Consider the following 14,238-nt stretch of genomic DNA (forward strand, 5'->3'; position numbering starts at 1 on the left):
CCGGATTCTATTCCATTTGGGGGAATTAATCGCGCTATGATTCGTCTTTACTATAGATGGCATTGGCCATGTGGAGGGTGAAAGCTGTGCGACAGTCTACCGTAATGTCCGCTTCTCAACGTATGGCACTCGCAGCGTGTTCCCCGCTGCGTGCCGCGATGCTGTCCTTCCCGGCCTGTGTGCTTGCCTCTGTGCTGTTCGCGCTGGCGCCCACCCAGGCGTTGGCGCAGGTTCCCTGCTGCCTCGATGAAGAGGAGTTCGAGGAGTATCTCGAAGAATCCATCGAGGAGGAGGTCGCGGAAAACGTCGAAGAGGAAGTGGTCGAGAATATCGAGGAAGAGCTCGAGGTAGCCGTTGACCAGGCGGTGGGAGAAACCATTGAGGACTCCATCGAGGATTCCATCGAGGAAACGATCGACGATTCGGTGGAGAAATCGGTTGAGGAAACGGTCGCCGACAGCGTGGAAGAGTCGGTGGAAGACGCCGTCGAAAGCACGGTTGAAGAGTCGGTGGCGGGTGCGGTAGAGGATTCCGTGGAAACCTCCGTTGAGCAGAATGTTGCCAGTGCGGTTGAAAAATCGGTTGAAGAAACCGTGGAGCAGACGGTAACCGCGTCGGTCGAGGGCCAGGTTGAGGTCGGCATCGCGGCGGCGATTGAAGATCGTCTGGAAAGCGAAATCGCGACTGTGCTAGAGGATCTCGAAAGTCAGTTGGAGATCGATGAGGCGCGCATCAAGACACAGCAGTGGCTGGTGATGGCAGAGCCCGAGGTATTCGACGAGCTGGCGGTCAAGGGATACCTATTTGACCGCGTGACAGACTTGCCGGGTATGGGGTTGCTGCTGGCAGAAGTGGAAGCCCCTTCCAGCTTTGAAATCTATGATGTGCGTGAAGGTGTCATCGATGTCGTGGGGCGCGGGCGCGCCGAAGTGGATTTGAACCACATTTATACGGCGAGCGCTCCGGTGCACCATACGGTAGAAGGCGCGAGACCGCGCAATGTATTGCATTTTCCTGCGGGAATGGACGATCTGGCGTTGCGTCTGGGCATGATTGACAGTCTGGTGGATACCGCGCACCCCGCGTTGCAGAAGGCCAATATTCACAGCCGTGCGTTCGCCACGGAAGGGGCCACGTTGCCTGCCTTCCACGGTACGGCCATTGCCTCGATCTTCACCGGTCGGGATGCGGACTACCTCGGCCTGGCACCCAGCGCTGAACTCTATGCCGCCGCCGTATTCGAGCAGGACGCGGCGCGCGGTGAAATCGCGAGCACCGTAAGTCTGGTGCGTGCCCTCGACTGGTTGATCTCATCCGGCGTCGACGTGGTGAACATCTCTCTGGCGGGGCCACCCAATCGCCTGTTGGAGAAAGCGCTGAGCCGCGCTGCGTCGCGTGGCGTGCTGATTCTCGCTGCAGCGGGAAACGGTGGTCCCATGGCCAAACCCATGTATCCCGCCGCCTATCCGTCAGTCATGGCAGTGACGGCAGTCGATGCCCACGGGCGCGTGTTCAGGCTGGCGAACCGCGGCGACTATGTTGACCTGGCGGCGCCGGGTGTCGGCCTGTTGCATGCGCGGTCCGGCGGTGGCTATGCCACCTCGTCAGGCACGTCCTTTGCCGTGCCGTTTGTGGCTACCGCCGCTGCCCGTTTGCGTCTGCTGTCGCCTTATGAAGATGTGCGGGAAGCGCTGCTCAGCAGTGTGCAGGACGAGGGTGTGCCCGGGCGCGATGATGTGTACGGCTACGGGGTGTTGCGCGTAAACGGCTGATTACCAGCGATAAACATAGCGGCTGCCGACAATGCCCTGTTCGAAGTCGCTGATCTGGAAGTTGGAGCGGTAGTCCCCGTAGGCGAAGTAGAGCTGCAGCGCGCCCTGTTTTGACAGCGGGTACTCCAGGTCCAGCTGCACCCGATGCCGCTCATCCCGACGCTGCTCTCCCTCTATGCTGCCTATTCCAGGCGTCAGTCCACTGTAATCGCGGTTTTCATAGCGGTAGGCCATTTCCAGCTTGAGCACTTTCTCACCAACATCGACCCGGCGTATGTAGCGCAGCTTGGCAGCGTGGGATGTGAAATCCAGACGCTCAAGGTTGGCGTCCTCAGAACGGAACCGGTAACCCATATTGAAGTAGCTGCGCAAGCCGCGCGCGAAAAAATAGACATCGATTTCCCCCGTGTGCGTGGTGGCGTCGCGCTCTGCACGCTCCTTGATCTGCTTGTCGGAGAAGACATAGGCGGCCCTGCTGAACCACTTCTGGCTGAGGAAGCCGGAGACATAAGGTGACGCCCTGTAGAGTTCCAGGAAGCCGTTGCCGTCCAGCAGTGAATTGACATAAAACGTGGAGAATCCGGCGTCAACGCGACCCGCCTGGGTTTTCAGGTTGGCGCCAAGGATATGCGTTTGCCGGTTCAGGTCTGAAAAATCCTGGTACATATCCTGGTTGAAGTCGTAGGTCAGGCGCAGGTCAGTCTCGGGACTGAAATAAGTGCGCATACCCAATTTGCCTTCAACGGTTACCGCGGAATCCCCTTCCCGTGTGCTGGCATCCAGTTCATCAATGGTGACGTTGGTATCGTACTCGGCACCTACGCCCAACTCGGCAAAATAGCTCGTTGGCGGAGTGCTTTCGGTTCTGGTGTCCTCTTCGGCTGCGGCACCCAGGGACATCAAGCACGCAGTCAGGGCGACGACTCCGGCCAGGTTAAATCTCGGCTGTGGCATGCCAAGGGTCCTGATGGTGGTCGAGACGGAAACGCGAGACTAACCAATGGCGGCGTTTGCGACAAGGGCTTGCGCGGTACTCTCGCCTATGCTCAGCGTCGGTGAGCGTAATTTGCTCCCGCCGACGCAACGGCGCAGAATGCGCTTCGACGATTGCAGCCCAGAGATCGCTATCCCGTGCCCTCGCCAATACCGTACCTACCGCACATGAGCAACTCGCAGGTGTTGAGCATGGGGCTTGCGCCACTTGATGCGCAGCGGTGGATAGAGCCCGATGCAGCGCTCCCGTTTTGGCACGCGCACAAGCAGGCGGTACGTGCCCGTCTCGGCAGCCGTGTTTGTTGCGCTACGCCGGAATCGTTGCCGGCACAGCGCGAGGCGAGCACGCTGTTGGCCACGCACCTGGTACGTGATCATCCCGATCTCTACCGTCGTGCCGGACCAAAACTGGATTGCGGGGAGTACGCCGTCGATATCGGTGAGGAGCACCCGGAGCCGCTGTGGGCGATATCACTGGCAGTGGCGGACGACCTGTTGCTCCTGCAACCCCGGGGTGACGAGTATGTGCTGACTGCTGCAAGTTTATGCAGCCCGAGCCACTGGCGTCTGGAGGAGAAATTCGAGCAGCCGCTGTCCACGATTCACGGCCCCATCCCGGGGTTTAACGCTGCACTGCAGCCGCGTGTGGCACGCTTTCTCCAGCACCTTCACGCTGCGCGTCCGGTCGAGCGCTTCAACTGGGGGTTGCAGCGGGGAGCTGCGCTCTGCGCCAGGGATAGCGTGGCGGCCGAAGGCGTCCTGCACTATCGTTGTGAGCGCCAGACATTGTACCGATTGCCCGGCACCGGAGCTGTCCTGTTTACGATACGGGTGTATCTGAGCCCCTTGAGCAGCCTGGAGGCGGTGCCCGGCGCGCTGCAGGCTCTGGTGCAGGCCATTGACGCCTGCCCGCCGGCACTGGCGGTCTACAAGGGATTCGATCGCCTGCAGGATGACCTGGACGACCTGCGGAATACCTATGTCTGACCTCGTCTGGTGGCAGATGACGCTGATCGGCCTGCTGTTTGTCTGGGGGGGCTTCGTGCGTTCGGGTCTCGGTTTTGGCGGCGCGGTGCTGACATTGCCCTTCCTGCTCATGGTATACAACGCACCGCTGGTCTACCTGCCGATCATCTCCGTGCACTTGCTGTTCTTCTCAGGATTGACCATCCTGCAGGCCCATCTGCGGGCGCGCCGGGCACTGCGCGGCGGCGCCCGGCGCAGCGACGCCCGGCGCGACGACGCCCGGCGCAGCGACGCCCGGCACGACGACGTAGCGGCTCCCGAGGCTGCGGGCACGGTGAATTGGCCGTTCCTGCGCTACGCCTTTACCTTGATGCTGGTCCCCAAGCTGATTGGCGTAGCCGGCGTGCTCACCCTGCCGGCGACGGTGGTCAGCAGTTTCATCTTTCTGGTGGTCGGGGCCTACGCGGTGAGTTATATCCTGCAACGCCCGTTCAAAAGCAACAGTCCGCGTGTCGACGCCGCCCTGCTCATGCTGGGGGGATATGTGAGCGGCACCTCACTGATTGCGGCGCCGCTGGTCGTGCCGGTGGCGGCGAGTCGGGTTGCCCGACACGAACTGCGCGACACCCTGTTCGTGCTCTGGTTTGTGCTGGTTGCGATAAAGCTGGCGGCGTTCGCCTGGACCGGCGTCGACCTGCAGTGGCGGCAGCACCTCTGGCTGCTCCCCTGCGCCGCGATTGGCCATGTCCTGGGTCTGCGTTTTCACGCCTATACCCTGCGTGCTGATACCGCTGTGTTCTTTCGCGTACTCGGTGTGGGCCTGCTCACGGTCAGCGTCGTGGGTCTGGTGCGCATGGTCAGCCAGTCCATGGGCTGACCGCGCGCAGGCCCCGCACTCAGGCGCGGGGCTTGCGCTTCGCCGGCTTTTTGCCAGGCTTCAATCCCGGTTTGCTGCTGTGCTTGCGGGCCGTCGCAGGTTTGCCGTCGGCTGCGTGGGCGGCGGATGAATCTCGCTGCAGGTTCAGTTTCTGCCCGCTGACCCAGACGCCGCGAAGGTGGTCGAAGATCTCGGCTGGCATGCCCTCGGGGAGGTCGACTGTGCTGTACTCATCGTGAATGATAATGCGGCCGATGTGCTCACTGTCGATGTCGGCTTCGTTGGCAATAGCGCCCACGATGTTGCCGGGCTTGACGCCGTGTTTGTGGCCCACCTCGATGCGGAACCGCTCCATGCCCTTTGACAGCTCGCTGTCACGCTCCTGTCGGCGCGGACGCTCCCGGGGCTCACGGGCCTCGCGCTCTTCCCGGGCAGGTCGCTCGGCACGCGCTGGCTTGTCACGTCCGCTCGCAGCCGCCGGGGCACTGTCCTGCGTCTTCCCGGCCACGTCTGCCTTGCCGCCGCCCGCCAACAGGACCAGCGCGGCAGCCACGTCAACCATGGGCACACCGTACTCATGCTGGTAGTCGCTGACCAGTTTGCGCGCTGCGTCCAGGTCGCGGGTGTCGAGGGTGGCCGTGATCTGCTGTTTGAAGCGATCGCTGCGCTTGTCCTGCACTTCCTGCGCACTCGGTAACTGCATGGGTTCAATGATGTTCGACGTGGCCCGTTCAATGGCCTTGAGCAGACGCCGCTCGCGGTTGGCCGCAAACAGAATGGCTTCGCCCTTGCGTCCGGCCCGGCCGGTGCGGCCGATTCGGTGCACGTAGGCTTCCACATCCTGGGGGATGTCATAGTTGATGACATGGCTGATGCGTTCCACGTCCAGTCCGCGGGCGGCGACGTCGGTGGCCACCAGGATATCGAGGTTGCCGTTTTTCAGCCGCTCGACGGTTTTTTCGCGTTGCTGCTGGGGGATGTCGCCGTTCAGCGGCGCCGCTGAATAGCCGCGCGCTGAGAGCTTCTCCGCCAATTCGGTCGTGGCGATGCGGGTGCGCACAAAGAGGATGATGGCATCAAAGTCCTCCATTTCGAGTATGCGCGTCAGTGCATCGAGTTTGTGCACACCGGCCATCATCCATACCCGTTGTCGAATCGACGAATTGGCCATGGAGGTCACCTGAATGGTGATTTCCTGTGGTGACTGCAGATGATGCTGTGCGATACGTCGAATGGCTGTGGGCATGGTGGCGGAGAACAGCGCGACCTGCCGGGTCGGCGGTGTCTGTTCCAGAATCCACTCGACGTCATCGATGAAGCCCATGCGCAGCATCTCGTCCGCTTCATCCAGTACCAGCGAGCGCAGCCCACCCAGGTCCAGTGAGCCGCGACGCATGTGGTCCATTACGCGGCCGGGTGTGCCGACAATGACGTGCACACCACGTTGCAGCTGGCGCAGTTGCCCACGGTAGTCGGAGCCGCCGTAGATGGGCAGCACGTGAAACCCGGGCAAGTGCGTAGCGTACTTCTGGAACGCTTCGGCAACCTGAATGGCCAGCTCCCGGGTGGGTGTGAGCACCATGACCTGCGGGGTTTTCTGCTTGATATCCAGCTTTGCCAGCAGCGGCAGGGCAAAGGCAGCGGTTTTGCCGGTACCCGTCTGCGCCTGGCCCACCAGGTCGCTGCCCGACAGCAGTGGCGGTATGGTGCGTGCCTGGATGGCTGACGGGGTTTCATAGCCGACATCGGTCAGTGCGCGGAGGAGGAAATCGGGCAGGTTCAGGTCCGCGAAGCGAGTCGCGTCGGAGAGTTCGGCGGTCATGGGGAGAATACCTTGGGGATGGAACTGCAATCGGGGGGATAGTATACAGGCATACGGAGCCACAACAACGCGGAGGTGGCGTGAATATGCCGTGTTCACCGGCGATGATTGACTTCCGTCCGCGGCCCCCTCAGCTATACTCGTGAGTGAATCAGCAACGCGCGGAGAACTCGCCATGACCCAACCCAGCACCGTCAACGACTGCATGCACCGGCAGCCCCTGACCATACGTCCGGACGCCAACCTGGTCGAGGCAGTGGGCATCATCACCGAGCACGGTCTCACAGGACTCACGGTCACGGATGCCAGCGGAGCGGTGCAGGGCGTGCTGTCGGAGCTGGACTGCCTGCGCGGCATACTGGCGGCGATCTATAACGACGGGGATCCGGAACACGCCCTGGTCAGCGAGGTTATGACGTGCCAGGTGAACGCCTGCGGCCCGCAGGACAGTATCGTCGAAGTGGCCCAGTCCATGCTGGAGACCCGTCAGCGCCGCCGCCCCGTTGTGGAAAACGGTGTGCTGGTCGGGCAGGTGAGCTCGCGGAACATCCTCTGGGCGCTGATGGAGCACTCCCGGCGCCGGTTGCAGGACCGGCGCCGCTAGCGGCAGCAGGCAGCTCTACTCGCCCTCGTCCGCCGTGCCGGCGAGTTTGCGCAGCACGTAGTGCAGAATACCCCCGTGTCGGTAATAGCTGAATTCATTCGGCGTATCAATGCGGATCAGGGCCTGAAACTCCCGGTCCTCGCCCGCCGCATTGCGCACCCGCACCGCGACGTGTTTCTGCCCGGGTTTCACCGCGCCGATACTGAATGCCTCCCTGCCCGTAAGGTTCAGGGTTTGAGCGGACTCTCCGTCGGCAAACTGTAGCGGCAGGATACCCATGCCGACCAGATTGGACCGGTGAATGCGCTCGAAGCTCTCCGCAATCACCGCGCGCACCCCGAGCAATGAGGGGCCTTTCGCTGCCCAGTCCCGCGATGAGCCGGTGCCGTACTCCTTGCCTGCGATAACCAGCAGCGGAACCCGTTGTTCACGGTAGTGCTCCGCGGCATCGTAGATGGACATCTGCTCGTCGTTGAGAAAGCAGGTGGTCCAACTGCCCTCGGTGCCAGGGGCCAGCTGGTTGCGCAGCCGGATATTGGCAAAGGTCCCGCGCATCATCACCTCGTGGTTGCCGCGGCGTGAACCATAGGAATTGAAGTCGTCGACGTCGATGCCCCGTTCCTGCAGGTATTGCCCCGCCGGACTGTCAGGCGCAATGGCGCCCGCGGGGGAGATGTGATCGGTGGTGACGCTGTCGCCCACCATGACCAGGCAGCGGGCCGCCTCAATACCGCGTACCGCGTCGGCCTGCGGCGGCATGTCATCGAAGAAGGTCGGTTTGCGCACGTAGCTGGATTCCGGCCACGGATAGCGCTCGCTGTCGGCAACAGGCAGGTCGTTCCAGGTGGTGTTGCCGCTGTATACGTCGGCGTATTTTTCCCGGAACATGGTGGCATCGACGGCATCGCCCACAATGTCGCGAATCTCCGCATTGCTCGGCCACAGATCGGCCAGCGTCACCGGGTTGCCGTCGGCGTCGTGCCCCAGCGCATCGTTGAGCAGGTCGACATCCATGTTGCCGGCCAGCGCATAGGCCACGACCAGCGGTGGAGACGCAAGATAATTGGCGCGAACGTCCTGGTGAATGCGCCCTTCAAAGTTGCGGTTTCCCGAAAGCACGGAGGTGACCAGCAGGTTGCCCTTGGCAATCGCCGCACTGATGTCATCAGGCAGCGGCCCCGAGTTGCCGATACAGGTGGTACAGCCGTAGCCGACGAGATAGAAACCCAGGGCCTCCAGGTCATCCATCAGCCCGGTTTTCTCCAGGTATTCGGTGACCACCTTGGAACCCGGGGCGAGGCTTGTCTTGACCCAGGGGCGTGACCGCAGGCCGAGGGCGCGGGCCTTGCGCGCAATCAGCCCGGCCGCCACCAGCACGGCGGGGTTAGATGTGTTGGTGCAGCTGGTAATGGCCGCGATCACCACGGCTCCGTGCTGCAGTTGGAACGACTCATCGCCCCGTTGCACGGTTATGCCATTGAGGGCCGTCGCTTCCTCGTCACTGACGGTGCCGCCTTCCTGCTCCCAGCCGCCTTCGTCTTCGGAGACTACCGTGAGCTCCTGGAATTCCCGCAGCACCTGTGTGAATGCCTGTTTGGCTTTGCGCAGGGGGACGCGATCCTGGGGTCTTTTCGGGCCCGCGATGCAGGGCTCGACATCGCCCAGGTCCAGCGTCAGCGTGGCGCTGTAGCGCGCCTCCACGCTGTCCGCATCGTGCCAGAGACCCATGGCCTTCATGTAGCGTTCGACCAGCCGCAGCTGGTCGTCGCTGCGGCCGGTGAGGCGCAGATACCGTACGGTCTCCTCATCGACCGGGAAAATGCCGCAGGTCGCGCCGTACTCCGGCGCCATGTTGGCGATAGTCGCGCGATCAGCCAGGCTCAGGTGAGCGAGGCCGGGGCCAAAAAACTCGACGAACTTGCCCACCACGCCGTGCTTGCGCAGCTGTTCTGTCACGGTGAGCACCAGATCGGTCGCTGTCGCGCCCTCCGGCAGCTGGCCCTGCAGACGGAAGCCGACCACTTCCGGGATCAGCATGGTGACCGGCTGTCCCAGCATTGCGGCTTCGGCTTCGATGCCGCCCACACCCCAGCCCAGCACGCCCAGGCCGTTGATCATGGTGGTGTGCGAGTCGGTGCCCACCAGGGTATCCGGGTAGGCCAGCGTGCGGCCGTCCTGCTCCGCACTGAACACGCCCCGCGCCAGGAACTCGAGGTTGACCTGGTGCACAATGCCCGTGCCGGGGGGGACAACCTTGAAATTCGCGAAGGCCTCCTGCCCCCAGCGCAGAAACTGGTAGCGTTCACGATTGCGCTCAATCTCAATCGCCGTGTTGCGCTCCAGGGAGTCCTCGCCGCCAAAATGGTCCACCATCACCGAGTGATCGATGACCAGTTCCACCGGGGACAGCGGGTTGATTTTTCCGGGCTCGCCACCCAGGTCCACCATGGCATCGCGCATGACCGCCAGGTCAACAATGGCGGGTACACCGGTGAAATCCTGTAGCAGCACACGCGCGGGAACGAAGGCAATTTCCTGGCTGGGCGGCGCGCTTGGGTCCCAGCGCGTCAGGGCTTCGATGTCGGCGTCGGTGACAAACGGCTCGTTGCCATGTCGCAGGAGGTTTTCCAGCAGCAGCTTCAGCGAGTAGGGCAGGGTTTGCGTGTCACCGCCGGCGGCGTCTAAGGGGAAGATCGTATACTGTGTGCCGTCCACATCCAGGGACGCTTCCTTGCGGTACTTTGTGCTCATGGCAATGCCTCTCATTCGGGTGAACAAGCGGGAACCTTGTGTCCCGTTCAGTTACCCTAGCACAGGTCGGCGTATCTGGCAGACTGAGACGATTTGCCGCGGAGCGCGTATCCAGCCTGTCGCCGGCGAACGCCGGGGGCCGGCAAATGCAGGTGAAAATCGGGAGAGCAGCGTGCAGCAGGGGACAGGACAATCGGGACGGGCCAGATTCAGGCGGGGGCGCAGTGGCGCGCTGTTGCTCTGGCTTGTGGCGGCCGTGTGCATGGCGGACGCGGGTGTTCGCGTCAGCCTGACCACGGTCGAGACGACCGAGATCCTGCGTGAGTTGCGCCTGACGGGCACAGTCACGGCGCAGCACAACGCGAGTCTGTCGGTTGCCGCCGCAGGACTGGTGCAGGATATCCTCGTCGACACTGGCGCCAAGGTGGCCCGGGACGATGTCCTGTTGCGCATGGATGCAGAGCTGGCCGAACTGCGCCACGCAGCCGCCAGAGCTGCGGTGGCCCAGGCGCAGGTGCGCGCCCGGGATGCCGAACGGCGCCTGCAGGAGGCAGAGTCGTTGCTCCCCCAGCGAGGCATTGCCGAGACCACGGTGCGCGAACTGGCCGCGAACCGTGATGCGGCACGGGCGCAGCTGCAACAGGTGACCGCAGAGGCGGCGCTGGCGCAGGCATTGCTCGACCGACATACGCTGCGTGCACCATTCCCCGGGGTGATCAGCCTGCGCCGCACGGAACGTGGAGAATGGCTGAACCCCGGTCAGGCCGTATTCGACCTGGTGGGGCTGGACGACCTGCGACTGGATTTTGCCGTCCCCGAGGATTATCTGTCATCGCTGCAGGTCGGCGCGCCACTCACTTTTAGCACTGCCGCCGATCCCACGCGGGAACTGACCGGCCGAGTCGCCAGCCTGGTGCCGGTTGCCGACACCGCGGCGCGCACCTTCCTGCTGCGTATTGCTCCCGCTGATGACGCCCGCTCCGGCCTGTTGCCCGGAATGTCGGTCAGCGCGCGTTTGGCCCTCGCCACCGGGCGCCGGGGTATCGCGGTGCCGCGGGATGCGCTGGTGCGCTACCCGGATGGGCGGGTAGTTGTCTGGACAGCGGAGGCGGATGGCGATGCACTGATCGCGCGTGAGAACACCGTGACCACCGGGTTGGCCTTTGGCGGGCAGATAGAAATTCTGCAGGGCCTCGCGGCGAACGAGCAGGTGGTGGTGCGAGGCAATGAAGCCCTGCAGCCGGGGCTGCTTCTGCTGCCTACGGGAGATGCGCAATGACCGAGGGCGCAGCGGGCTTCTTTGACCGCATCGTCGCCCGGGGCATTCTGGTCACCGTCGTCGCGCTGATAGTGACGGTGGTGGGGATCATCGCGGCGCTGCGGATTCCTGTGCAGATGATTCCCGACCTCGATGTCCGGGTGATCAGCATCCGCACCACCTGGCCGGGTGCGACGCCGCAGGACGTGGAGAAAGAGATCCTTATCGAGCAGGAGGAGTACCTGCGCAATCTGCCCAGTTTGTCCCGCATCGTGGCGACTGCGCGCGCGGGCAGTGCCGAAATCGAGCTGGAATTTCCTTTTGGCACCGATATCACCGAAATGCTGATTCGGGTCAGCAATGCCCTGAGCCAGGTGCCGGATTACCCCGAGAACGTCGATGAGCCACGTATTTTCGCCAATTCCTTTTCGGCGAATGCCTTTATGTTCTTCAGCATTACGCCATTGCCCGGTAACCCGCGGCAGGTGGACGTGGATCTGGCACTGGATTTTATTGAAGACACAGTAAAGCCGCGCATGGCCCGGGTACCGGGGGTCTCCGAAGTCGGTGTGGGAGGGGGTGCGGAACGGCAGATCCAGATTCTCATCGACCCCGCTCGCCTGGCGCAACGCGGCCTCACGCTCAGCGATGTGCGCGAGGCCGTGCGTGCGCGCAATCGCGATCGCTCGGCGGGTGACGTGGAGTCGGGTAAGCGGGAATACCTGTTGCGTACCATCGGGCGTTTCGAGGATGCGGCAGCGCTGGAGCAGCTGATTCTGCTGCGCCGTGGCGACGCAATTACGCGCTTGAGTGATGTCGCCGAAGTGAAACTGGGCAGCTTTGAGCAGCGCAGTCTGTCTTTCTTCAACGACCAGACCAACCTTTTCCTCTCTGTGCGGCGGGAATCCGGCTCCAACGTGATCGCCATAAAGCGGGCGATGATGGCTGAACTGGACGCCATCAATGAAGAAGTGCTCGCCCCAGCCGGGTTGGAGATGTTGCCGGTCTCGGACGATGTGCGTTACGTGCAGGATTCGGTGCGCAACGTCTGGCAGAACCTTCTGCTGGGCGCGATGTTTGCCACGCTGGTGATGTATTTGTTCCTGCGCTCTGCCCGTGCCACGCTGGTCGGGGTGATGGGCGTGCCGCTGTGTATTATCGTGGCGTTTCTGGGCCTGCTTCTGGCGGGGCGCACCGTGAACGTCATCTCGCTGGCCGGCATTGCCTTCGCCATCGGCATGACGCTGGACAACAGCATCGTGGTGCTGGAGAGCATCGCCCTGGAGCGCCGCCGGGGTGCCAACCGCCTGCGCGCCGCGGTGGAGGGTGTGCGCCAGGTCTGGCCCGCCGTATTTGCCTCCACTGCAACGACGATTCTGGTGTTCATCCCCGTCATTTTCGTGGAAGAGGAAGCGGGGCAGCTGTATTCCGATGTGGCGATCGCAATCTCGGCGGCAATCCTGGCTTCCATGCTGGTCGCCATTACCGTATTGCCGGCCGCCGCAGCGCGCCTCAACCTCGGGCGCAGCGGCAGCAGCGAGGGCGGTGCAGGGCGCCTGCGCGCACGCACGCTGGAAGGCGTCGCCTGGCTCCTGGCCCGTGGCAGTCGACGTGTTGCCTGCGTCGCCGGTGTGGCGACCGCCAGTCTGCTGGCGGTGATGGTTCTCACGCCGGCCGCGGAGTACCTGCCCGAGGGTGAGGAGCCCAAGGTGTTCGCCCTGATGAGCGCACCCCCCGGATACAACCTTGCTGCGATGGCAGACATCGCAGAAGAGGTACGCAGGGAGTTGCTGCCCTACGTGGACGCGGATCCTGCAGCATTCCGGCGCGGCGAGGCAAGCGTGCCGGCCATGGCCTACATGAACATGCGCGTTGCGCCCGACCAGGTGCGCATCATCGCCGAGCCGATCAATGCGGCGGATGTGGACGCCCTGATGGATGCGCTGTCCGCGGTGTTCGAGAGGTATCCCGGCATGCGCGCCTTTGCTGCACGCGGCTCGATCATTACCAGCAATGATGGCGGCACGCGCAGCGTGAACCTGGATGTGTCTGGTACGGAGTTGACAGACATTTATACCGTGGCGCTGGCCGCCTACCGCCGCGCCGACGCGGCCTTCGAGAATCCGCGTATCCAGAGCCGGCCATCGTCACTGACGCTGGCCCAGCCGCTGGTCGAAGTGCGACCAGATTGGGAGCGTGCCGCCGAACTCGGGCTGGATGCCGAGGCGATCGGGTTCACCGTGGCCGCGCTGACCGACGGTAGCTATATCGATGAATTCTTCCTCGCCGACGACAAGGTGGACATCTACCTGTACAGCGAGGCGGGTCAGTCCGGGTCGTTGGACGCCTTGCCGCATCTTCCGGTATACACGCCGGTCGGGACCGTCGTGCCGCTGGGTTCGCTGGCCAGCATTACCGAGACGGTGGACACCGCCCAGGTAAGACGAGTCAACGGGCGCCGCACGGTCACGCTGAATATTATCCCGCCAAGGTCGGTACCCCTGGAGACCGGCGTGGCGATTGTTCGTCAGGATGTGGTGGGTGGCCTGATGGCGGCAGGGGAGGTGCCCGCCGGGGTGACGCTGGCAATTTCCGGTGCCGCGGACCAGTTGGACGCCACGCGTGCCTCACTGCTGGGCAACTACCTGGTGGCGCTGCTGATTGTGTACCTGCTGCTGGTGGCGATCTTCAGTCACTGGGGCTATCCCCTGTTGATCATGACCTCTATTCCGCTGGGCATCGCGGGCGGCATGGTTGGCCTGTGGTTGCTGAATGCAGTGGGGGGCTGGCTGCCACTGTTCGGTCTGGCGGAGATTGTGCAGCCCTTTGACATGATTTCCATGCTGGGCTTCCTGATCCTCATGGGAACAGTGGTGAACAACCCCATTCTTATCGTGGATCGGGCGGTGGCCAATGTGAGCGCCGCCGGTATGGAGGTGGTAGCGGCCGTGCAGGAGGCAGTGGACGCGCGCCTGCGACCTATTGCCATGTCTACGATCACCACCCTGAGTGGCCTGGCGCCGCTGGTCTTGCTGCCGGGGGCCGGCACGGAACTGTATCGCGGCGTGGGCGTCATTGTCATGTTTGGCATTCTGGGCTCCGCAGCTGTTACCCTGACATTGCTGCCCGCTCTGACAGTGATTGTGCTGCAGTGGCAGCAGCGCCGTCGCGCTCTGCCAACAGGTGCTGAATGAC

Annotated in this window: 9 protein-coding genes; 6 read left to right on the forward strand and 3 right to left on the reverse strand. The window is 63.1% G+C overall.

The annotated features are described in order from the left end of the window. Positions 1-104: 104 nt before the first annotated feature. Positions 105-1,772: a S8 family serine peptidase gene (locus tag AACZ17_RS12245; RefSeq protein WP_290739836.1), complete on the forward strand. Its 1,668-nt coding sequence runs from the start codon at positions 105-107 to the stop codon at positions 1,770-1,772. Here the strand turns inward: AACZ17_RS12245 and AACZ17_RS12250 are convergent, their stop codons facing one another. Further along, a complete protein-coding gene (locus tag AACZ17_RS12250; protein WP_290739839.1) occupies positions 1,773-2,726 on the reverse strand; it encodes a surface lipoprotein assembly modifier in 954 nt (317 codons plus the stop codon). A 207-nt stretch (positions 2,727-2,933) separates the two neighbouring features. Here AACZ17_RS12250 and AACZ17_RS12255 point away from each other — a divergent pair, with 207 nt between their 5' ends. Further along, positions 2,934-3,752, forward strand: a complete 819-nt coding sequence (locus AACZ17_RS12255; protein WP_290739842.1) for a DUF3445 domain-containing protein — start codon at positions 2,934-2,936, stop codon at positions 3,750-3,752. Then, on the forward strand, positions 3,745-4,608 hold the full coding sequence (locus tag AACZ17_RS12260) for a sulfite exporter TauE/SafE family protein (RefSeq protein WP_290739845.1): 864 nt from the start codon (positions 3,745-3,747) through the stop codon (positions 4,606-4,608). The genes AACZ17_RS12255 and AACZ17_RS12260 overlap by 8 nt, the downstream gene beginning before the upstream one ends. Positions 4,609-4,627: 19 nt before the next feature. Here the strand turns inward: AACZ17_RS12260 and AACZ17_RS12265 are convergent, their stop codons facing one another. Further along, positions 4,628-6,430: a DEAD/DEAH box helicase gene (locus tag AACZ17_RS12265; protein ID WP_290739847.1), complete on the reverse strand. Its 1,803-nt coding sequence runs from the start codon at positions 6,428-6,430 to the stop codon at positions 4,628-4,630. Positions 6,431-6,605: 175 nt separating this feature from the next. Between AACZ17_RS12265 and AACZ17_RS12270 the strand changes: the two genes are divergently transcribed. After that, positions 6,606-7,034 (forward strand): CBS domain-containing protein, encoded by a 429-nt coding sequence (locus tag AACZ17_RS12270; protein WP_290739851.1) that lies wholly within the window; start codon positions 6,606-6,608, stop codon positions 7,032-7,034. Positions 7,035-7,049: 15 nt separating this feature from the next. On the opposite strand, the gene acnA is transcribed toward AACZ17_RS12270, so the two are convergent. Then, positions 7,050-9,785, reverse strand: a complete 2,736-nt coding sequence (acnA, locus tag AACZ17_RS12275; protein WP_290739854.1) for an aconitate hydratase AcnA — start codon at positions 9,783-9,785, stop codon at positions 7,050-7,052. Between the two features lie 172 nt (positions 9,786-9,957). On the opposite strand from acnA, the gene AACZ17_RS12280 reads away from it, so the two are divergent. Together AACZ17_RS12280 and AACZ17_RS12285 are read left to right on the forward strand one after the other, a co-directional pair. Then, positions 9,958-11,064: an efflux RND transporter periplasmic adaptor subunit gene (locus tag AACZ17_RS12280; protein WP_290739857.1), complete on the forward strand. Its 1,107-nt coding sequence runs from the start codon at positions 9,958-9,960 to the stop codon at positions 11,062-11,064. Continuing rightward, positions 11,061-14,237, forward strand: coding sequence for an efflux RND transporter permease subunit (locus tag AACZ17_RS12285; protein ID WP_290739859.1), 3,177 nt, complete (start codon positions 11,061-11,063; stop codon positions 14,235-14,237). Before AACZ17_RS12280 ends, AACZ17_RS12285 begins: the two co-directional genes overlap by 4 nt. The last annotated feature ends 1 nt before the right edge of the window (position 14,238 follow it).

The sequence above is a fragment of the uncultured Haliea sp. genome, from assembly GCF_963973825.1.
In the GTDB taxonomy this organism is placed as follows: Bacteria; Pseudomonadota; Gammaproteobacteria; order Pseudomonadales; family Halieaceae; genus Haliea.